16 protein-coding genes are annotated in these 21,151 nt (G+C 42.1%); 7 read left to right on the forward strand and 9 right to left on the reverse strand.

The window, feature by feature from the left end:
* Nucleotides 1–235: 235 nt before the first annotated feature.
* Nucleotides 236–1,126, forward strand: a complete 891-nt coding sequence (locus HNW13_RS10635) for a phospholipase A (protein WP_242445105.1) — start codon at nucleotides 236–238, stop codon at nucleotides 1,124–1,126.
* A gap of 152 nt (nucleotides 1,127–1,278) precedes the next feature.
* Here HNW13_RS10635 and HNW13_RS10640 read toward each other — a convergent pair whose 3' ends face one another.
* The 4 genes from HNW13_RS10640 to HNW13_RS10655 form a co-directional block, all read right to left on the reverse strand.
* Nucleotides 1,279–3,003: a hypothetical protein gene (locus tag HNW13_RS10640; RefSeq protein ID WP_192115485.1), complete on the reverse strand. Its 1,725-nt coding sequence runs from the start codon at nucleotides 3,001–3,003 to the stop codon at nucleotides 1,279–1,281.
* Nucleotides 3,004–3,882: 879 nt separating this feature from the next.
* Nucleotides 3,883–4,674 carry a phosphoadenylyl-sulfate reductase gene (locus HNW13_RS10645; protein ID WP_101086074.1) on the reverse strand — a complete coding sequence of 264 codons (792 nt, stop codon included), beginning with the start codon at nucleotides 4,672–4,674 and terminating at the stop codon, nucleotides 3,883–3,885.
* Nucleotides 4,667–6,358 carry an assimilatory sulfite reductase (NADPH) hemoprotein subunit gene (gene cysI / locus HNW13_RS10650; RefSeq protein ID WP_101086075.1) on the reverse strand — a complete coding sequence of 564 codons (1,692 nt, stop codon included), beginning with the start codon at nucleotides 6,356–6,358 and terminating at the stop codon, nucleotides 4,667–4,669. Before cysI ends, HNW13_RS10645 begins: the two co-directional genes overlap by 8 nt.
* Before the next feature lie 79 nt (nucleotides 6,359–6,437).
* On the reverse strand, nucleotides 6,438–8,228 hold the full coding sequence (locus HNW13_RS10655) for an assimilatory sulfite reductase (NADPH) flavoprotein subunit (RefSeq protein ID WP_101086076.1): 1,791 nt from the start codon (nucleotides 8,226–8,228) through the stop codon (nucleotides 6,438–6,440).
* 466 nt (nucleotides 8,229–8,694) lie between these two features.
* Between HNW13_RS10655 and HNW13_RS10660 the strand changes: the two genes are divergently transcribed.
* The 4 genes from HNW13_RS10660 to HNW13_RS10675 all read left to right on the forward strand — a co-directional run bounded on the left by HNW13_RS10660 (nucleotide 8,695) and on the right by HNW13_RS10675 (nucleotide 14,319).
* Entirely contained in the window at nucleotides 8,695–10,224 is a 1,530-nt protein-coding gene (locus HNW13_RS10660; RefSeq protein WP_192115484.1) for a Re/Si-specific NAD(P)(+) transhydrogenase subunit alpha, read from the forward strand.
* Between the two features lie 11 nt (nucleotides 10,225–10,235).
* Nucleotides 10,236–11,720: a Re/Si-specific NAD(P)(+) transhydrogenase subunit beta gene (pntB, locus tag HNW13_RS10665; RefSeq protein ID WP_101086078.1), complete on the forward strand. Its 1,485-nt coding sequence runs from the start codon at nucleotides 10,236–10,238 to the stop codon at nucleotides 11,718–11,720.
* A 103-nt stretch (nucleotides 11,721–11,823) separates the two neighbouring features.
* Complete coding sequence (locus HNW13_RS10670) at nucleotides 11,824–12,840, forward strand: sensor domain-containing diguanylate cyclase (protein WP_162022328.1); 1,017 nt, start codon at nucleotides 11,824–11,826, stop codon at nucleotides 12,838–12,840.
* Between the two features lie 780 nt (nucleotides 12,841–13,620).
* On the forward strand, nucleotides 13,621–14,319 hold the full coding sequence (locus tag HNW13_RS10675) for a DUF3581 domain-containing protein (RefSeq protein ID WP_192115483.1): 699 nt from the start codon (nucleotides 13,621–13,623) through the stop codon (nucleotides 14,317–14,319).
* Nucleotides 14,320–14,561: 242 nt separating this feature from the next.
* Here HNW13_RS10675 and HNW13_RS10680 read toward each other — a convergent pair whose 3' ends face one another.
* From HNW13_RS10680 to hldE, 3 genes are all read right to left on the reverse strand, one after another.
* On the reverse strand, nucleotides 14,562–15,023 hold the full coding sequence (locus tag HNW13_RS10680; RefSeq protein ID WP_192115482.1) for a TetR family transcriptional regulator: 462 nt from the start codon (nucleotides 15,021–15,023) through the stop codon (nucleotides 14,562–14,564).
* A 227-nt stretch (nucleotides 15,024–15,250) separates the two neighbouring features.
* Nucleotides 15,251–16,237 (reverse strand): hypothetical protein, encoded by a 987-nt coding sequence (locus tag HNW13_RS10685; protein WP_243756242.1) that lies wholly within the window; start codon nucleotides 16,235–16,237, stop codon nucleotides 15,251–15,253.
* Between the two features lie 3 nt (nucleotides 16,238–16,240).
* On the reverse strand, nucleotides 16,241–17,671 hold the full coding sequence (gene hldE / locus HNW13_RS10690; protein WP_192115481.1) for a bifunctional D-glycero-beta-D-manno-heptose-7-phosphate kinase/D-glycero-beta-D-manno-heptose 1-phosphate adenylyltransferase HldE: 1,431 nt from the start codon (nucleotides 17,669–17,671) through the stop codon (nucleotides 16,241–16,243).
* Nucleotides 17,672–17,776: 105 nt separating this feature from the next.
* Between hldE and lpxL the strand changes: the two genes are divergently transcribed.
* A complete protein-coding gene (gene lpxL, locus HNW13_RS10695) occupies nucleotides 17,777–18,703 on the forward strand; it encodes an LpxL/LpxP family Kdo(2)-lipid IV(A) lauroyl/palmitoleoyl acyltransferase (protein WP_192115480.1) in 927 nt (308 codons plus the stop codon).
* Between the two features lie 161 nt (nucleotides 18,704–18,864).
* On the opposite strand, the gene HNW13_RS10700 is transcribed toward lpxL, so the two are convergent.
* Together HNW13_RS10700 and HNW13_RS10705 are read right to left on the reverse strand one after the other, a co-directional pair.
* The gene (locus HNW13_RS10700; RefSeq protein ID WP_101086088.1) at nucleotides 18,865–19,239 is read right to left on the reverse strand and encodes a hypothetical protein; all 375 of its coding nucleotides are present in this window, start codon (nucleotides 19,237–19,239) and stop codon (nucleotides 18,865–18,867) included.
* 146 nt (nucleotides 19,240–19,385) lie between these two features.
* A complete protein-coding gene (locus tag HNW13_RS10705) occupies nucleotides 19,386–20,057 on the reverse strand; it encodes a nitroreductase family protein (protein WP_174839626.1) in 672 nt (223 codons plus the stop codon).
* 223 nt (nucleotides 20,058–20,280) lie between these two features.
* Between HNW13_RS10705 and HNW13_RS10710 the strand changes: the two genes are divergently transcribed.
* The gene (locus HNW13_RS10710) at nucleotides 20,281–20,961 is read left to right on the forward strand and encodes a hypothetical protein (protein WP_101086090.1); all 681 of its coding nucleotides are present in this window, start codon (nucleotides 20,281–20,283) and stop codon (nucleotides 20,959–20,961) included.
* Nucleotides 20,962–21,151: the final 190 nt, after the last annotated feature.

The raw sequence follows: 21,151 nt of genomic DNA on the forward strand, positions 1-21,151 counted from the left end.
ATTCCATATACAATAGTTAATAGTTAGTTTTTATAACTAAATAGAATATGAGGCGGTTTGTTCGCAATTTAATCTATTTGACATGCTAATACGTATAGAATCCGCCGTTGAAATGAAAAGAATTGTTAACTTAATTCGACAAAGCTCTGCCAATTGATAACAATGAGCACTGAAAAATACTGAAACTAAGAATTACACTAAAATTAAACCTATAATTATGCTTATGGATGATGCAATGATAAAAAGCACTCAATATCTTGGACTCTCGTTATTATTACTTGGCTATAGTACCCTCGCCCTTGCAGAAGACTCCTTAGTCGATGAACGTGTAAAAGGAGAACTCGCAACATCTGAAAAGCCGTTTGTGATCACGCCACACAAAGCTAATTATCTGCTTCCAGTAACCTATCAAACCAGAACCAACGCATTACCCTTTGAAGTTAAATACCCAGACGAAGATTTCGCAATCGATAATCTAGAAGCAAAATTCCAAATCAGTTTTAAGTTTCCAGTTTGGTACAATGTTTTTGGTGATAATGGCCATTTGTTCTTTGCCTACACCAACCAATCGTATTGGCAAGTCTACAACGAAGAAGCTTCATCTCCGTTTCGTGAAACCACACATGAACCTGAAGTGTTTATGTTATTCAATAATGATTGGAAAATTGGTGGTTTTACCAACTCATTCTTAGGGTTTGGTGCTGTGCATCAGTCTAATGGTCAAACCAACCAATTATCACGCAGTTGGAACCGAATATACGGCAGTGCAGTATTCGACCGTGGCCCTTTCGCACTCGGACTTAGAGTGTGGTGGCGCATCCCTGAAGATGAAAAAGAAGATATTAATTCAGCTAAAGGCGATGACAATCCAGATATCGACAGTTACATGGGTAACTTCGAACTGACTGGAGTGTACGGTTTAAATGAGCATCGCTTTACTATGCTACTGCGTAACAACTTACGCGATACCAATCGCGGTGCAGTTGAATTTACCTGGAGCTACCCGATTATTGGTACTTTACGTGTTTATACTCAATATTTTAATGGTTACGGTGAAAGCTTAATTGATTATGACCATCATAATCAGCGTATTGGTATTGGTATTGCGTTAAATGACATTCTGTAAGCTAGATAATTAATGTCTTTAATTCATTAACATCGACAATTAGCTGTAATCGATTAACGCAAAAATAGAATGTACGAGACATAAAAAAGGTGACCATTTGGTCACCTTTTTGGTTTCATTAATGTCGTATTAGCACAATAACGTTAATGAAATTATTTAGCACTCGCTTTAGAATTTACTTTAGAACCAATTACTAAGCCCTTATCTGTAAAGTCTACCGACATCTGTAAACGCATGTCGTAGTCTTTTAACATCAGCAATTCTTCTGGCATTGGTTCGCCACTCATTTCTGCCATATCGACTAATGGAGCAAACATTTTTTGGTAATCGACAGACAAGTCAAAGAAACCATTAGATTCAAGTGGTTGCTTATACATCAAATCAGCTAACTCAGTACCCCTGTCGCCAGTATAAGCAACTAAATGACTACCTTTGATGGCTAATTTTGCACTAACCCCAAATTCAGGTGGCAACATTAACATTGGAGTTATATCGACTGGATCGCCATTATCTATCAAGTCCACTTCTGCAAGCGGCGGATAAAACGGCTTCATCATATCCACTAACATCATCGGTTTTTCAGCCGACACGCTTATTAATGCATCTAGTTTTTCGAAACTAGCTTGGCCATTCTTCTCTGTTAACTTGTAATCCGCTAGTGTCACGCTAATGCCTTTAACGCCATTAGCCATCCCCGTCATCATGCCAAGCATTGCTGGATTTAACTCGCTTAATTCTGATTGCATTTGAGCCAATGCAGCACATTGATATTGCGGTGTTTGTAAATCTTTCCACACTTCGTTCAATGCTGGTGCGAGTTGATTAACATCAATACCGAGTGAAAGTGATAAAATATTATCATGACCATTACTGGCAAATGATGGCACAAAGCCACGCATTTTATTCAATGCAGACAAAATCACCTGGTTATTACTTTCAAGCACAACAGCAGCATCAATAGTACTTTCTTCACGAGTGATAGAGTATGAATTTAACCCCATTACACTGCGCGGCCAGTTAGCAGCAATGGCACTTAATTCAGTTTGACACACGGGTGTTTTCATTTCAGCAAAAGGATCTTCACCCTGAATCTCAATCATTTTGGTCATTTGCTTGGCCAGCATATTACCGTCAGTCGACGTTAACCCTTTAACCAATTCAACATGATTAATAAAGCTAATACTGTCTTGCATAAAACCATGAGTATTAGCGATGTCTTGCAACAGAGTGGTTTCGCTAATTGGATGCTCAACTTTCTTTTCACCCAAGGCGGTTTCAAGCAATTCAGCTTGGTTAAATGACGTATTCAAGGTCACAGTTAACCAGCCATCTTTAACAGAAAATACAATCTCAGCGTGCTCTTTCTCATCAACATCAGTCAATGTATAACCGCGATATTCAACAGATCCAGATTTGCCCATTGTATGAGTTAAGCCACTTTCCTGCTCGGCGCGATCTAATTCCGCCCAAAATGCTGCAGGATTGCTGATCTCAACTTTCATGACCGGCAATGCACCCAAGGTATAAAAATAACTCTTAATTGAATCAGGTAAGCCGTAGGTGGATAGTAAGGTTTCAGGCTCAGGCAACACGGTCATGTATTGCTTGTATAAACTGATAAAAAAGCGCTCTTGAGCTGATGAACTATCATCTAGCGACAGCATTTTATCCAGATCATAAGCTTGATAATTACCTGCAATGCTATACAGATAATCTTTTAACGGAAATGGAACTAACTGCCCAGAAAACGCTAATGTATCAGCTGGAATATAGTCCAACATAGGATCATTTTTAACGACTGACGTCCCTTGTTGCGACAGAAAATATCCACCAGCACCAACAGCTAATACCACAGCAGCAATTGCCATCTTATTCATCTATAAACTCCAATTTATATTATTGTTAACTCTTCCTTGAAATGAGTTAGCGTTTAAACATTTATCATCTTTTTGGGATAAGCATTATCGATTACACCGATAAACTGCGGATTAATTTAGCATTAAATGTTAATAAGCGCATTAGATGTTACCTTTTGGGGGGATATTTATCCTGAAAACTGCACTTGTAAAAAACCAATACGCCAAAAAGACAGCTTATTATCTAACGAGTTTTGAGAGGGAATTTGACGAGAATAAAGTGAAAATCAAAAAGCATTAAGCTGGAAATAATTCAAACATCTGATCTCCCGATAACTCAAACCGCTGAGTTATCGGGAACAATCAAACAGATTGCTTATACGCTAACAAGTCAATCAATGTGCTCGAGGATGCGAGCGAAGCTTTTGAAGGTACGTGGATTGCAAAAACAATCCCAAAACGTCAACAAAAACCGTCTACGGGAACTTCTAAATCTAGACTATTATCGGCACTGATGCATGAAAATTTAAATAAAATTTAATTATTTTCAATTTGCACATAAAACCAGTAGCTCAATTCAATGCACAACTAATTATTTAGGAGGACAAACCAACCTCAACCTGCCCTTGTTAATTATAACGTTGCAATGTCTGACAACATGCTAACAAACAGGCTTGGTGATAATTTGGCTGCATGATATTACAAACCGATGAGATAAAAGCAGTTTATCTCATAATTCAAACTTATGAATGACAAGAATAAAACAAATTAATGAAAAAGAACAACGTCGAATTTAAGACAAAATAGAAGCTGATACGGTAGATAATGAAAGCCTTAAAATGCATTCATCCGCAATAAATTGCGGATGAATGGAGTACATTATCTAACACCACTTCACAACTAGATATCGAAGTGCAAACCACATTCTCGTTGTAAGCCATTAAAACGGGTTTCTTCTTCAGACATACCTAACTCAAGTGGTTTGCTTGAGTGAGTATCACCTACCGACACATAACCTTGTTCCCATAATGGGTGATAGGGCAAGTCATGTTCCGTTAAGTACATGTGCACGTCTTTGTTGCTCCACTCAATGATGGGTAACAATTTAAAACGTTTGCCACTAATGGCTAAAATCGGCAATGCTTCACGGGTACTAGACTGACTGCGACGCAAGCCTGCAAACCAAGTACCGACATTCAATTCAGCTAATGCACGCTGCATAGGCTCAACTTTATTGATGCGGTTATACTTTTCTAAGCCATCAATCCCCTGCTCCCACAGCTTACCAAAACGCGCTTCTTGCCACGCTTGGGTTTGACCCGCTTGGTACACTTTAAGATTCAGGCTTAAACGCTCGGTTAACTGATCAATAAATTGATAGGTCTCAGCAAACAAATAGCCAGTGTCGGTTAAAATAACCGGAATATCGCTTTGCGCTTGAGTCACCATGTGCAACATCACCGCGCCTTGAATACCAAAGCTAGACGATAACGCATGATCGCCCGGTAAATATGCTAGACCCCAAGCCACTCGTTGTTGCGCCGTTAAGCCTGCTAAAAACAGGTTAATGTTTTCAAGCGCAGCGATTTGCTCAGCTTTAGGCGCTAACAATAACGCCTGCAGTTGAGCCGGAGTAACTGAATGATCGACGGCCGCGTCAGTTGACGCAGTCGTTACCACTTCATTAGGCATGAAAATCCTTAGCGGCGTCTATAACCGCCTTCACTACGCCAATGCGTACAGTGAAGTTACCAAAGGTTTCGCCCGCATCGCGCTCTGTGGCGTAGCGACCAAATAAGGTATCCAATTCAGCTAAAATTTCAGCTTCTTGAATGTTTTCTTTATGCATTTTATTTAAACGCGTGCCTTCAAAGCTGGCGCCTAAATACAAGTTATAACGCCCAGGTGCTTTACCCACTAAACCAATTTCAGCTGCAAATGGACGGGCACAACCGTTTGGACAACCGGTCATACGCACTACAATTGATTGCTCGCTAATGCCGTGTTTAGCCTGTAATGCATCGATGTGATCAATAAACTCAGGGAAGTAACGCTCAGCTTCAGCCATCGCTAATGGGCACGTTGGTAATGCCACACAGGCAATTGAATGACCGCGAGTACCGCTTAGCACTTGGCCTAATAAGCCGTGCTTACGCGCTAAACCTTCAATCTCAGCTTTATCTTGTGCAGCAACACCGGCAATAATCATGTTCTGATTAGATGTCATACGGAAATCGCCTTTATGGATTTTGGCAATTTCACGTAGACCAGTTTGCAAGGTTTGACCTGGCATATCTTTAATACGGCCACTTTCAATAAATAGCGTTAAGTGGAACTTATTGTCGATACCTTCAACCCAACCATAACGGTCGCCGCGATCGCCAATGATCACCTCACGCTTAGGTGCAAATTTAACCCCAGCACGTTTTTCAACTTCGGCTTTAAATGCATCAAGACCATGGTCAACAATGGTGTACTTTAAACGCGCACGTTTACGTACAACACGATTACCCCAGTCACGTTGAACCGTCATTACCGCTTCGGCAAACTTGGTGACGTCATCCGTTTTAATAAAGCCCAAGTCGTCAGCTAAACGTGGGAAAGTTTCAACTTCACCGTGGGTAGAACCCATACCGCCACCAGCAACCAGGTTAAAGCCAATTAACTCGCCAGCTTCTGCTACTGCAATAAAACCAAGGTCGTTGGTATACACGTCTACATCGTTATGTGGCGGAACCGCAACAGCCATTTTAAATTTACGAGGCAAATAGGTTTTGCCGTAAACCGGTTCAACCGTTTCGGTGCCTAATAATTTTTCTTCATCTAACCAAATCTCAGCATAAGCGCGAGTGTGTGGTAATAGATGATCAGATAAATGCTTTGCAACCGCATAAGCCTGCGCATGTAACTTAGATTCAACCGGATTTGGATTACACATCACGTTACGGTTTACGTCACCACAAGCGGCAATAGAATCAAGGGCGGCGCGATCAAGACCTTGGATCAAGGTTTTTAGATTACGCTTAGGAATGCCGTGGTACTGAAACGTTTGACGCGTGGTTAAACGAATGCTGTTTGAGGTGGTCAGCGTAGATGAAATTTTATCCACTTCTAACCACTGCTCAGGAGTACAAATACCACCAGGTACACGGGCACGTAGCATAAAGCTATGCAGTGGCTCTAGCTTTTGCTCTTTACGTTCATTACGTAAATCACGATCGTCTTGCTGATAAAAACCGTGGAATTTGATCAACTGCTGATCGCCATCGCTAAACGATCCTGTCACTTGGGTATCTAAACCCTCTTTGATATCGCCGCGCAAATAATCACTGTCGATTTTTAAGTATTCGTTTAACGCTAACTTTTGCTCACTCATGGCCTGGGCCTCTCTTAATTCTGTTCAATTCATTAGTGCGATTGGGTTGCTAGATTTGGCCTAACAACCGAGGTCGAATTTAGTACACGTCTTTTTGGTAGCGTTTTTCACTACGTAGTGTTTCAAAGTAAGCTTCTGCGTCATCAGCGCTTAAGCCACCTTGTTCAACCGCAATATTCACTAATGCTTGGTGTACATCTTTTGCCATGCGTTCTGCATCACCACAGATATACACATGTGCGCCATTTTGTAGCCACTGCCACAGCGCTTCGGCTTGCTCTGCAATGCGATGCTGAACATACACTTTATGAGCTTGATCGCGCGAGAAAGCGACATCTAAACGCGATAAATCGCCATTTTTAAGATATTGCTGCCACTCAACTTGGTATAAGAAATCTTGTTCAAAATGCGGGTTACCAAAGAATAACCAGCTGTCACCTGACACTCCGTCAACAACACGTTGCTGCATAAAGGCGCGGAAAGGCGCAACACCTGTACCAGGACCCACCATAATGACCGGTGTGTTTGGATTTTCGGGTAAACGGAAATGGTTATTAGACTCAACATACACATTAACTTGTTGGCCTTCTTCAGCCGAGGCTAAGAAATGCGATGCCCCACCAAAACGTGCTTGGCCTTGACGTTCATCTTCAACTAACGCCACCGTCAAGTGTACTTCAGCTTCCACTTCGGCCTGGCTAGAGGCTATTGAATATAAACGTGGCGTCAATGGACGTAACATATCAACCAATTGCACCGCGCTAACCTTGGCTGGATATGCTGCGACTAAATCAGCTAACTGATGCTTAAGAATAAACTGTCTGGTTTGTTCTTTGTCTTCACAAATGGCTGCAAGTTCAGCACTTCCACTTAACTCAGCCCATGTTTTCACTAGGCCTGGGTATAACTGAGTTAATTCTTTCTTGTCAGTTAACGCCGCTTTTAATGATAGTGACTGTTTCGACACGGTGACGTTGTCGTCTGCAGCTAAACCGAGCGCGGCGATAACTTCATCAACAAGCACTTCATTATTACTAAACCACACACCTAACGCATCACCGACCTGATAAGTTAATCCTGACTCGCCTAAATCAATTTCAACATGGCGGACATCACGATCAGAACCTCGACCAGTAATTTTTTGGCTTACCAGTACTTCTGCTGTATAGGGGTTTTGCTTGGTATATTCGCTTTCACCCGCAACAGATGCCGTACCAATAGAGACCACACTGGCGCTTGAGGCTTGAATGTACGGCTTAACAGCCTCTACAACACTGTCCTGCCATTGTTGTGAAATATCTTCATAGTCAACATCACATTCTACCAACGGTAATAATGATGTTGCCCCTAATGCACTTAAACGCGCATCAAAGTCTTTACCTGTTTGGCAGAAGAACTCATAACTTGAATCACCTAGTGCTAGCACAGAATAATGTAGCTTATCTAATTTAGGTGCACGCTTTGAGGCTAAAAACTTGTGTAGTTCAATCGCATCATCAGGCGCTTCGCCTTCACCATGAGTACTAACAAGCAATAACAAGATGGTTTCTTGTTTTAACTGGCGGACATTATATTCGCCCATAGAAGCTAAATTTACTGCGTAACCTTGCGCCTGCGCTTTAGCGGCTAGCTCTTTGGCTACGCCACGGCCATTGCCCGTTTGGCTACCGTATAAAATCGTAACTGTTGGTGCGGCACTTGTCTCTGCTGTCGTCTCGACACCGCTTTGACCTTGGTTAGCACTCGCAGCGAGATAACCACTGACCCATGCAAGTTGAACTGAAGATAATTCTGATGTGAGTTGCTTTAACTTATCGACTTGTCCTTGAGACAATGGTGATGCTAAAGCTGAAAGTTCTTTTAACAACATAAGACGGCCTTATAACAGTGTAATGTGGACTAGCTTACTCCTACGGACAAAAACCAAAAAAGAATAAAAGATGATTTTTTATTCCATTTAGGAATATGCAAAGATGTTTTTTTAAGCTACAAAAGTGTGGCGCAGTTAAAAGTTTTTAAATTACCTTAATTTAAAACCCTTTAATTAGCCTAAAGGCACTTGTACCGAACATGCCTGATGTCGCAAGCTAGGAGCGCCAATTAACTGATGAATAATTATCAGGTTGATTGTTCTCTGAGTAAAACGACATGCAAATATAATGTAACTGTGTCAACGTAATGCCATTGGCTAAATAGTTTACCCGACTTCAATGGTCATATGCTGCTCTTTTTCTATCTTCAAAGTGCAGCATGTGAGGCAGAAATACTCAAACGGAATGGTCTATTGATGGGGAACAACAATAGACGGTCTTTTTATTAACCATCAGGAAACAGTCATGCAGATTGGAATACCGAGAGAAAGTATCGAAGGTGAAACTCGAGTCGCCGCGACTCCAGCCACTGTGGTACAGCTAATAAAACTCGGCTTTAGTGTGGCAATTGAAGCACAGGCAGGTGTGAAGTCGAGCTTTGATAATGCTGCATTTGAAGCCGCTGGGGCGGATGTGGTCGACAATGTGTACGACGCTGACTTTATTTTTAAAGTGAATGCACCGTCCGATGACGAAATTGCCAAAATGAAACCAGGCACAACGTTGGTGAGTTTTATTTGGCCAGCCCAAAACCCTGAGCTTGTTGAAAAGCTATCAAGTCACAATATTACCGTGATGGCGATGGACATGGTGCCACGCATCTCACGCGCCCAATCACTCGATGCCTTATCATCGATGGCCAACATTGGTGGTTATCGCGCAGTGATCGAAGCTGCTCACGAATTTGGTCGTTTCTTTACCGGGCAAATTACTGCAGCAGGTAAAGTGCCACCAGCCAAAGTGTTGGTTATTGGCGCAGGTGTAGCCGGACTTGCTGCTATTGGCACTGCGGGCTCGCTAGGGGCCATAGTGCGCGCATTTGATACTCGCCTTGAAGTGGCTGAGCAAATTGAGTCAATGGGCGGTAGCTTCTTAAAGCTTGAATTTGAAAACAATGAAGGCGGCTCGTCTGACGGCTACGCTAAAACCATGTCAGAAGAGTTTATTGCCGCTGAAATGGCACTGTTTGCCGAACAAGCCAAAGACGTCGACATCATCATTACCACCGCATTAATTCCTGGTCGTCCTGCGCCAAAACTGATTACCAAGGACATGGTCGATACCATGAAACCGGGCTCAGTGATTGTCGATTTAGCAGCAGCAACTGGCGGTAACTGTGAATACACCGTCACTGGCGAACGTTTTATTACAGAAAACGGCGTAAAAGTATTGGGTTATACCGACTTACCCGGTCGTTTACCGGCGCAATCGTCACAACTTTATGGCACCAACTTAGTCAACTTGATGAAGTTAATGTGTAAAGCCAAAGACGGCAATGCAGTGCTCGATTTTGATGATGTGGTCATGCGCAACATGACCGTGACTCGTGGCGGCGAAATTACTTTCCCTCCACCGGCAATTTCAGTGTCTGCGGCACCGCAAAAACCAGCAGCGAGTATCGAGCCTAAAGCTGCCAAAGTTGACAAAGTACCGTCAAAACTTAAATACATTTTAGCTGTGTTAGGTCTAGCCGGTTTTGCTGCAGTGGCGTCAGTTGCGCCCGCTGAGTTCTTGTCGCATTTCACCGTGTTCATCCTATCGTGTGTGGTGGGTTATTACGTGGTGTGGAATGTGTCGCACTCATTGCATACGCCGTTAATGTCGGTCACTAATGCTATTTCAGGCATTATTGTGGTCGGGGCGTTATTGCAAATAGGCCAGGGTTCAGCATTAGTCACGGCGCTTGCGTTTGTCGCGGTGCTTATTGCCAGTATTAACATCTTTGGCGGGTTTACCGTCACTCAGCGCATGCTGAAGATGTTCCGTAAAGATTAAGGAGTCATATCGTGTCTCAAGGACTGGTTACAGCATCTTATATCATTGCCGCGGTGTTTTTTATTCTCAGTTTAGCTGGGTTATCAAAACAAGAAACTGCTAAAAATGGTAATTTATTTGGCATTATTGGTATGGCAATTGCGCTTATTGCAACCATACTCAATCCTGCTACAAGCGGCGTAGAATGGATTATTCTCGCCATGGTCATTGGTGGATCGATTGGTATTCGCTTAGCATTAAAAGTCGAAATGACTGAAATGCCAGAGCTCGTCGCGATTTTGCACAGCTTTGTGGGTCTAGCTGCGGTATTAGTGGGCTTTAATAGCTTTATTGATATCCAACCACACGAAGTGTCTGAAATTGTCGTGGTCATGGGGCAAGACCTCAACACCACCCTAGAAACCGCAAAAGCTGCATTTGCTGAAGCAAGCAAAGCCCAACAAACTGAGCATCTAACCGGTGCCATGCTTAACATTCACTTAGTGGAAGTATTTTTAGGCATCTTTATTGGTGCAGTCACCTTCACAGGCTCTATTGTGGCGTTTGCTAAGTTACGTGGTTTGGTTTCATCAAAGGCATTAATGCTACCTCATCGTCATAAATTAAATTTATTGGCCGTTGTGGTGTCGTTTATTCTAATGGTGATATTCGTTCAGGCGGGTGGTGCAGTGACACCAATCATCTTGATGACCTTAATCGCGTTTGCATTTGGTTGGCATTTAGTCGCATCAATTGGCGGAGCAGACATGCCAGTTGTGGTTTCAATGCTGAACTCATATTCAGGCTGGGCAGCGGCAGCAGCAGGTTTCATGTTATCTAATGACCTTCTAATTGTTGTTGGTGCACTTGTGGGCTCATCGGGTGCGATTCTGTCTTACATTATGTGTAAAGCCATGAACCGCTCGTTCATTTCTGTTATTGCCGGTGGTTTTGGTAACGATGCTGCAGTATCAACTGGCGATGACACTGTGGGCGAATACCGCGAAACAACCGCAGAAGATGTCGCTGATATGCTAAAAGCATCAGACTCAGTCATCATCACCCCAGGTTATGGTATGGCGGTGGCTCAAGCGCAATATCCAGTAGCTGAAATCACTAAAAAACTGCGCGCGTTGGGGATAAAAGTTCGCTTTGGTATTCACCCTGTTGCAGGGCGTTTACCTGGCCACATGAACGTACTATTGGCAGAAGCTAAAGTGCCTTACGATATCGTGTTAGAAATGGACGAAATCAACGAAGACTTTAGCAGTACTGATACCGTGCTCGTCATTGGCGCTAACGATACGGTTAACCCAGCGGCGATGGAAGATCCAACGAGCCCTATTGCTGGCATGCCGGTGTTAGAAGTGTGGAAAGCGCAAAACGTGATTGGCTTTAAACGTTCAATGAACACAGGTTATGCCGGTGTACAAAATCCATTGTTCTTTAAAGACAATACCCAAATGTTGTTTGGCGATGCGAAGGACAGTGTAGAAGCAATCCTTAAAGCCTTATAAATCAACTTGTGGCAAACAAAACACCAGCAATCAATGCTGGTGTTTTTTTGTTTAATAACCCGCTAAACTGGGTCCATTGGACTTAAAGGATTATCAGTTATTCATGGAACAGCAGGATATTATTGCTCAATTACAGCTTGAACTAGAGCAGCATAAGCAGAAAATCAAGCGACTAGAATACGAGAATAATCGGCTTACGCTGCTCAATAAACGAGTAAACGAGCAACTCAACGCTACGCTTGATGGCACTGGTTTATGTCTATGGGAGCAACATATTCCCAGCGGAAACCTGACTATTTTTAATCAACAGTGGGGCCATCTGCTCGGTTTTACCCGTGAAGAATTACCGGCCCATATCAGCAGCTGGAAAAATAATCTCCACCCGGAAGATAAAGACTGGGTGATACAAGCCTTTGAAAGTCATGTAGCCGGTAATGCTGAAATTTATCAAGCCGTGCATCGCATGGTGCACAAAGATGGCACTGTTGCATGGGTGTCTGACCGTGGGCGTATTATTGAATATGGTATTAACGGTGAACCGCTTCGTATTATGGGCACTCATATTGATGTCACCCAAGAAAAGCGCTACGAACAAGATTTAGCCAAACTCGCTCATCGTGATCCGTTAACTAATTTACTCAATCGAAATGCACTCATTGCTGCCTTTGAACAAGGAAAAAGCACTCACAGTACACATCAAGGCGCGCTGTGCTTTATCGATTTGGACGGTTTTAAGATAATTAATGACCACTTAGGCCATCGATATGGCGATAGTTTATTAATCCATATTGCCAACGATATTGCGCAAATATGCGATCAACTGTTTAGCACTGCAGACTCAACACAAAACCCACTTCATCATGTGGCACGTTTTGGTGGTGATGAGTTTGTCATTTTAGTTCATTGCAATGATGTGGAACGATTAACCGCATTGGCTAAAACCTTGCTGTCACACTATCAACATCCTATCGAATTGGAGGGTGAAAGCATTAAAGTAGGCCTCAGTATTGGCATCAGCTTATTTGATGAATTAGACGAGTTCACTAATGTTTGTGAGCAAGCCGATAAAGCCATGTACAGCATTAAAAAACACGGTAAACATAATTTCTTATTTTGGTAATAAGATTGAAAAACGCCCCCCCCTTTTTGAATATCCCCAATAATCTATAAATTCCTACATAAGCACTCACATAAGCCCCTCATATAAGCCTTAAATCATCACCAACGGTGCCAAGGTCTTGTGAAAAAAAATGCCCATTATCAGGGTGAAAACGAAAAGAGCCTCTCTCCAGCAGAATCATATATCTTCAACGCCAGATAAAAAATGGGATAAATCCACACAGTGAGTTTATTCACAGCGCTAATCTCAAAGCTGTTATCTATGTTGCTAACAAGGCGTAATGACGGATAAATATCTGGCTGATTGGTATTCGATACCAAGCAAATAGCATAACAAAGAGCGGTTTGATATCCGTTAAGTCGATGTAAATGACACGAAAATCCAATATAAATGACACTGAAAATATAATTTATATCACTTTATATTCGTTTTCAGGATATGCTGCCAACTAAGTTGATTTGTCATTCAAAACAAAATCTCAAGTAAACGTACCAAGTAATCTTGGTATACTGTTGTAATACAAAGAGCATGTTCGACTTATTTCGTCTGTGATGACACAGGCGAAACAGAACTAAGTACACTATGACGACTGTAGTTAAGCTTAATATTGGCTGTTTATAGTCATCGGGTGAGTTTATTTGCCTTCATGCAGTAAACTCTCGCTCATTAATGGATTTTATCACTAACCTAGTCTCGCATTAGCCTACATTGTTACCGCGTTATCATTAACAATCATGCCTTGTGATATGGCTTACTACTGACTAATAAGAATTATTCTTTATGTTTTTATCACCTTATTTTACTAAGCAAGATCAAAGCGTGTTTATTTCGGCTCAACAAGCCAGTGACTTCGCCAAAAAAATCGCTGGAGATTTCAACCCTATACACGATGTGGGCGCTAAACGCTTTTGTGTCCCTGGCGATTTATTATTTGCACTAGTGCTGACCCAATACGGCTTAAGCCAAAACATGCAGTTTAAGTTTGCCGGCATGGTCGGTGACAACGTTGAGCTTCACGTCGATAAAAATGTGGCCAATAAATTCAGCATTAGCGACACCAAAGGCAAAGAATATCTGCATATTGAGCGTCAAGGTGAAGTGTGCCAATGTGATATTCAAACAGCGGCATTTATTAAAAGTTATGTTGCTTTTTCAGGATTGAACTTTATCCACGTACTTGTGCCGATGATGAAGCAATACAAGGTCATGATTAACCCTGATCGCCCATTAGTGATTTATGAAAGCATGTCATTTCATTTAGACCATTTTGATTTCAGCACCATCAGTTTGCACCTTATCAAACAAGACTTAGCGATTGATGGTAAGCGTGGCGATGTCACCCTCACCTTTGAACTGCAAAGCGAAGGAAAAGTGATTGGTAGCGGAGTCAAAACATTAGTATTAAGCGGCTTACGTGCTTTTGATGACGAGCAAGCGCAGCAAATGTGCGACAGATATGAAAGTAGAAAGCTGGCGTAAACCAAGATACGTGAGCGATGTTCATCGTTCACGAAATGCCATTCCATAACGATACCTGCGTAATTCAACTTATTGAATGCTCAGATACCAATATGGAATAGTCTCTTCGATATCGTATTGATCATAATGTCAATTTTAATACCGATTTGTTACTTACAGGGTAAAACTTAAATAGCCAAAATTTTTGGTGCTTACAACAAATTGGTACGTGTAACAAACTCGTGAATTTTGATCAGTTACTTTTACACATCTTGTAATAATGCCAAGGCACTATTACCGATAAGTTGCTCAACACATTTACGCCCAGCATCAGCAAAATGACTAACCGCAGCCTCGATGACAATATTAAGCGATTTGAGTATTTTCATGCTTTCGTCACTACTGCCACATAAACTAAAAAACAGTTGTAATACTGCTTTACGTTCAGGTTGTTTCATAACTTCAGCCCATGATTGCTCTAGTGCCGATATCGAAGAAAAATCTAATCCTTCAATAAAAAACTGTCCGATACGCTGATCTAAACGCACTAAAAATTCTGTTTTACGCGGAAAGTGATGACTGATACCCGTTCGGCTGACTCCAGTGGCGGCAGACAGCGTGGTATAAGACATCGCCTCAAAACCAATCGTGAGGATTTGTTTAAAGGCTTCATCTAAAATTTGGTTAACGGTTAACTCAGTTTCAACTCGTGAACGCTTGGCCATAAACTTGGTCTCTCTAATTATTTTGGTGCCAGAGCTTACCAGACCAAACTAGAAAATTCTGCTAAGAATTAGCGAATTTACAACATTTTTAACCGTACAATATCCAGAAAGACAAGATAAAACAGAACATTATCGCGATAACTATTTATTTACCCTTTAAAATCAAAGGTTATAAAAAATCACAATTTAATGAGCTGCAGAAGGTGATAAAAACAGGTTACAAAAATTTACATATTATTTTCGGTTAAGAATTGATTTTTCAGCCAACGTTGTGCCTCAGCCTTACCCATTAACCTTTCTAATGTCGGCGACAACACTTGAATTAGCTCCGATTGACGCCAAAACATGTACCCTGGCAAAGATTGAACCGCACTAAAAGTACGCTGCACTAAGCTAGAAAATTCTCCCATGTCACGCGGCGACCATGTCGGCATTAATGGATAAACTGCGGATAAAAAATCCTCATAGTGAGTAAAATGCTGCAATTGTTGGGCATTATAATGATTGAGCACAATTTGAAGTTGAGGCGCGCTCCAATGCGACAAATTACCACTGTCGTTAATAAGGGCCAGGTTTCGGCGATGAAATTGTTGCCACGCTAAATCGAGCTGCTGATAATGCTGCGCAATACGCCATAACAGATACAAATCCGCTAGCCACTCATGCTGATACTCAGTTAAAGATGAGGGTAAAATACTGCCTTGTAGTGCAATGTTATATAAATGGCCTATTTCATGCCACAAGGTTAATTGTATTTGGTTGGCTAATGGTAACTGATAAGTTTTTAAACCAATTGCGCCACTCTGCTCAGCCATATTGTTAGCAGGATTGACAACAATAACCCCTGCTATTATGTGATGTTCAGCAACCAGCACCACCGCACTTTTACGCCCAACGGCGCGGCGAATATTGGCAACAGAAAAAGCGGTTTGTTGTTGTAATGAAGCAGGGAGTAACGCAATACACCTTACCAGTGAAGATAAAGAACATACTAGCGCTTGTTTGGTTGCTATTGGGATAAAATAAGCTTGGCGAATGTCATCACTCGCCAAACCATTTTCAACCATAACTGTTGTGGTTTTTAGTTGATTTGTGGTCATAGATTGAGGCGTAATAAGCTGGCCGGCATTAACAAAGTGACCAACCAATAACGGCGCGCAAGCAACGCTACAGCTTAATAACTTGAGTAATGACCGTTGCCAGTATCTAAGCATCAACTATTTTTGTGACATAATATTTTGAATAATAGCGGTAGTGGATACACCATCTTCAAATCCAAGCACTTCAACCTTGCCACCTGCAGCCATCACTTCAGCACCACCAGCAATATCTTCCACTTTGTAATCGCCGCCTTTGACTAAAGAATCTGGCAATAATCGCGTAATAATACGTTGTGGTGTGTCTTCAGTGAAAGGGACTACCCAGTCTACCGATGCTAAGCCCGCTAAAACTGCCATACGGCGATCAACAGGATTAACCGGACGTCCAGGGCCTTTTAAGCGCGTCACCGAGCTATCATCATTTACAGCAACAATAAGGCGATCACCTAAGGCTTTGGCTTGTTGTAAATAGCTCACATGGCCAGCATGTAAAATATCAAAACAACCGTTGGTCATGACAATACGCTCACCGCGTAAACGGGCTTGATCCATTGCATAAGCTAATTGATCTTCGGTCATTACGCCAAAACCAGACTCGCCATGGTTAAGGGCTAATGCTTGAATCAGCTCAATGCGGCTAACCGTTGAAGTGCCAAGTTTACCTACAACCACGCCCGCGGCGGTATTGGCTATCGCACAAGCTTGCGCTAACGAAGCACCGGCAGCAATTGAGGTCGCCAAAGCAGAAATCACCGTATCACCTGCTCCCGTAACATCGTGAACTTCACGTGCAACCGTTGGAATGTGCAGTTCGGGTTGGCTTTGCGACACTAACGTCATGCCCTTTTCTGAACGGGTCACTAAAATGGCGTCAAAGTCGTGCAACTTAATCAGTTTCTGTGCTTTTTCGATTAAATCATCTTCGCTGGTTACCGTACCGACAACCGCTTCAAATTCGCTCATGTTTGGCGTGATTAATGAAGCTCCGTGATAACGTGCAAAATCATGCCCTTTCGGATCAACTAATACCTTTACCCCTTTGGCTCGTGCTTTAGCAATAAAGTCCCTAGGTTCATCAATGGCGCCTTTGGCATAATCAGACAATACCAATACATCGACATTGTCTAAAATGGCTTCGCTTTGCGCGAATAATGCTTGGCTAGTCGCTTTATCAAATTGCTCTTCAAAATCTAAGCGGATTAACTGTTGATTACGCGACAATACTCGTAATTTAGTAATTGTCGGCTTGTCTGCTACCGTTAACCATTGCGGCTCAACGCCAAACACTTTTACCCCTTGGGTTAATGCTTGTGCGGTTTCATCTTGGCCGACTATGCCCGCTAACTGGACATGTCCACCTAATGTTGCAATGTTCAATGCCACGTTGGCGGCGCCGCCGGGTCTATCTTCAATTTGATTAATTTTAACAACAGGTACAGGGGCTTCGGGTGAAATGCGTCCCGTAGGGCCTACCCAATAGCGATCTAACATCACATCGCCAATCACTAAAACGCGCGCATTTTCAAAAGCTGGGAGAGAAACCTTCATAGTGTATTCGCTGTCTTGTAAAAATTTAACCGTGATTGTACCTAATTTTCATCTAAATATGAGGTAGAATAACAAATAATTTTTTGTGAACTAGACGAGTTGTCCGTGGTCGAGAAAGCCGAATTTTCTTCTAATTTATATCATCCTAAACATTGGCCTATATGGTTTGGCGTCGGTTTGATGCGTTTAACCTTACTATTACCTCTGTCTTGGCAAATGAAAATTGGCCGTGGCATTGGTCGATTAGTCATGAAAGTTGCGAGCGGAAGAACCCATACCGCTAAGCGTAATATCAATTTATGCTTTCCTGATATGAGTGATGCAGACAAGCAACAACTGCTTGAGCGTACTTTTGAAGAAACCGGTAAAGCGGTATTTGACACCATTAACGCATGGTGGTGGTCAAACGAGCGCGTGCAACAGCACATGACCATTAAAGGCACTGAGCATGTTAGTCAGAGTTTAGACAATGGCAAAGGGGTGATTTTATTTGCGGTACATTGTTTACCACTTGAAATGGGCGCGCGTATATTTGGCCAGTTTGCCCCGGGAATTGGCGTGTATCGTCCCCATAACAATCCGGTGATGGAATACTTACAAGTCAAAGGTCGCCTGCGTTCAAACAAAGGCTTAGTGCCTAAGCGTGATGTGCGCCAGATGATCCGCAGTTTGCGCAGTCCTGATGTCATTTGGTATACCGCCGATCAAGATTTTGGCCGTTCAAGCGCGGTGTTTATTCCCTTTTTTGGCGTGCCAGACGCTGCCACCATTACTGGAGCAACCTCACTGGCAAGATTAGGTAAAGCCAATGTAGTGCCTTTTTTTGTTGAACGTAATAGCGATGACAAAGGCTACACCCTTGAAATAATGCCGCCTTTAGAGAATTTTCCTGGCGACAATGAAACAGACGACGCCATTCGTGGTAACCAGATTGTAGAACAACTGATTAGCCGCAACAAAGCTCAATACATGTGGCTTCATCGTCGTTTTAAAACCCGTCCCACTGAAGACACGCCATCGTTATATGACTGATTTAAGTTAAACGCGTCGGGGTATATAAATGATGACTGTTGCTACCAACTAATAGCTACTGATGAGCAATACATAATTAACCCGCTATAGCAGTATTAAAGCCATAGCGGGTTAGTTATGTATTCAGAAAAATGTAAAAATCGAGACAAAAAAAGAGGCTATTAAGTTTTCTTATGAGTAAATTCAAACTCTTGCGAAATATTGACCGCCTTAAATCCTGATGGGTCCGCCATCAAGGTTTTCGCCATAAAATCGGCTGCCATCCCAAAAGGCTTTTCATTAACTTGGCGATTAAACTCAATACCTTCGCCCGTTTGGCTGATTAAATATTGATAAGCCAAACGGTTACACTCAATCACCCAATCAGCGGTTTCGCCAGCGGCTTCAGTTCTTGGCAAGCAACTTAACCCAATAGCGTTATCATTGTGTGTTATCGATAATTCGACTAAGTGGCCTAATTGAGCATCATCTGCTTCTGCTAGCATGGAGACAATCCCGCCTAGAGAGCAAACCAACAACGAACTTAACAATTTCATATTAACTCCTTTTAATACGTATCTAACGACGATCATTGAGATCAATGATATTCTTACCAACAATCATTTTACAAGCAGTCATTTTACAAGCAGCCGTTTTACAAGCTGTCGTTTTGTAAATACAGCTAGACTAACAGTGAACAGCATTAAATAAAATCACAAATCTCCGCAAGCGACTTTTTCTCAATAGCATGCTGTGGAATGGTCGCTCCATCGGCCGGGTATCCCGCTATAATAAGCATATACGGACGCTCATTATCATTGTCGCGCCCACACACTTTACTTAAAAAACTCATCGGTTTTGGCGTATGCGTTAATGTGCCAAGACCTGCATGATGCAATGCTTGAATTAAAAAACCGGTCGCAATCCCCACAGACTCATGCACATAATAATTACTTTTCTGTTCACCCGATTCTTCAGTACGTTTTTTGCTAAACACTGCAATCAGCCAAGGCGCGTGTTCTAAATACGGTTTATCAGCATTAGTGCCTAAAGGTTTTAATGCATCTAACCATTCTTCACCGGCGCGACCTGCATAAAATGCTTGCTCTAACGCCTCAGCTTGTTGACGAATTTGCGCTTTTATCTGTGGGCTATTTATCGCCACAAAATGCCATGGTTGATGGTTAGCACCATTGGGCGCCGTGCCCGCTGCCAATATGCACTGCTCAATAATGGCTTGGGGTACCGCGCGATCAGAGAATGCCCGTATTGAATGACGTCGCTTAACTTGCTGGTAATTATCTTGTGCCCGCTTGAGCATTTCATCTGGAGAATATTCAATAAAATCTGTTAGTGGTAAATGCGCTTGGCTCATAATCCATCCTAATTGTTGTTCTTATGATTGCTATTCTTATGATTGTTATTCTTATGATGGTTATATTTTTATAAAGTGAACACTCATTTTCAATAACCGGTAGTTTTTGTAATAGTCCTAAGCTAACAAACAGGATAATAATTGCTATTAAAATATTCTTATTGAAACCATTAAGGCGACAGATTAGAGTCTAGCGAGTCGGTTTAGCTTTCTAAAGGATTATATGATTGCAGCAATAATAGGTGCGACGGGTTTAGTGGGGAATACCTTACTTACTCGCATCATTGAAAGTGAACATTATAGTAAAGTATTGGTTATTGGCCGTTCGGCACCTAATTTGGTCGAACATCAATTTGGGGCTGAGAAAGTGCAATTTATTTGCTGCCAACTGGACGAAGTACATGAGCTGGCATTGGCAGAAAAAGTTGATCATGCGTTTTGCTGTTTAGGCACCACAATCAAACAAGCGGGCAGCGAAGAAGCTTTTAATCAAGTCGATAAATTAGCCGTATTGGCTTTCGCTAAACTTATCCAAGTTCAAGAAAATCCTTCACTTAAATTTATGGTGGTGACCGCATTGGGCGCGGATGCTAAATCAACCGTGTTTTATAATCGAGTCAAAGGCGAAGTAGAGCAAGCCCTTAAGGCACTATCTTTACCGGTACTCAATATTTTTCAACCGAGCTTATTATTAGGACCACGAGATAATGGTCGTTTTATGGAAGATATTGGCCAAAGCCTTTTTGGTGGTTTATCGTTTCTATTTATCGGTCCGCTGCGTAAATATCAGCCCATTAATGCGCACACGGTAGCGGAGTCGATGTACCAAGTGGCTTTGAAGCCTCAGGTCGCTCCCACGCATCAAATTATCACTAATGCCATGATGCATCGCTGTCATTATTAATACCAATCGTATTAGTTATTTGCTCATGCTGTGGGAATTAAAATGACGTTAATCAAGGCGAAGACTTGAAGGCATAGTCATTTTACGTCAAAAGGCTTCAACGCAGAATAATGTGATTGGTTTAATACTAAGCTCGACAAAAACACGCGAATATGACAAGTTAATGCACATGTGATGTTTAATACTAACA

The organism is Shewanella sp. BF02_Schw (assembly GCF_014596695.2).
Lineage (GTDB): Bacteria > Pseudomonadota > Gammaproteobacteria > Enterobacterales > Shewanellaceae > Shewanella.

Bases quoted from the DNA above. Each gene is read 5' to 3' on its own strand.
- HNW13_RS10635 (WP_242445105.1), top strand. From the start codon at position 236: ATGATAAAAAGCACTCAATATCTTGGACTCTCGTTATTATTACTTGGC.
- HNW13_RS10640 (WP_192115485.1), bottom strand. From the start codon at position 3,003: ATGAATAAGATGGCAATTGCTGCTGTGGTATTAGCTGTTGGTGCTGGT.
- HNW13_RS10645 (WP_101086074.1), bottom strand. From the start codon at position 4,674: ATGCCTAATGAAGTGGTAACGACTGCGTCAACTGACGCGGCCGTCGAT.
- cysI (WP_101086075.1), bottom strand. From the start codon at position 6,358: ATGAGTGAGCAAAAGTTAGCGTTAAACGAATACTTAAAAATCGACAGT.
- HNW13_RS10655 (WP_101086076.1), bottom strand. From the start codon at position 8,228: ATGTTGTTAAAAGAACTTTCAGCTTTAGCATCACCATTGTCTCAAGGA.
- HNW13_RS10660 (WP_192115484.1), top strand. From the start codon at position 8,695: ATGCAGATTGGAATACCGAGAGAAAGTATCGAAGGTGAAACTCGAGTC.
- HNW13_RS10670 (WP_162022328.1), top strand. From the start codon at position 11,824: ATGGAACAGCAGGATATTATTGCTCAATTACAGCTTGAACTAGAGCAG.
- HNW13_RS10675 (WP_192115483.1), top strand. From the start codon at position 13,621: ATGTTTTTATCACCTTATTTTACTAAGCAAGATCAAAGCGTGTTTATT.
- HNW13_RS10680 (WP_192115482.1), bottom strand. From the start codon at position 15,023: ATGGCCAAGCGTTCACGAGTTGAAACTGAGTTAACCGTTAACCAAATT.
- HNW13_RS10685 (WP_243756242.1), bottom strand. From the start codon at position 16,237: ATGCTTAGATACTGGCAACGGTCATTACTCAAGTTATTAAGCTGTAGC.
- hldE (WP_192115481.1), bottom strand. From the start codon at position 17,671: ATGAAGGTTTCTCTCCCAGCTTTTGAAAATGCGCGCGTTTTAGTGATT.
- HNW13_RS10700 (WP_101086088.1), bottom strand. From the start codon at position 19,239: ATGAAATTGTTAAGTTCGTTGTTGGTTTGCTCTCTAGGCGGGATTGTC.
- HNW13_RS10705 (WP_174839626.1), bottom strand. From the start codon at position 20,057: ATGAGCCAAGCGCATTTACCACTAACAGATTTTATTGAATATTCTCCA.
- HNW13_RS10710 (WP_101086090.1), top strand. From the start codon at position 20,281: ATGATTGCAGCAATAATAGGTGCGACGGGTTTAGTGGGGAATACCTTA.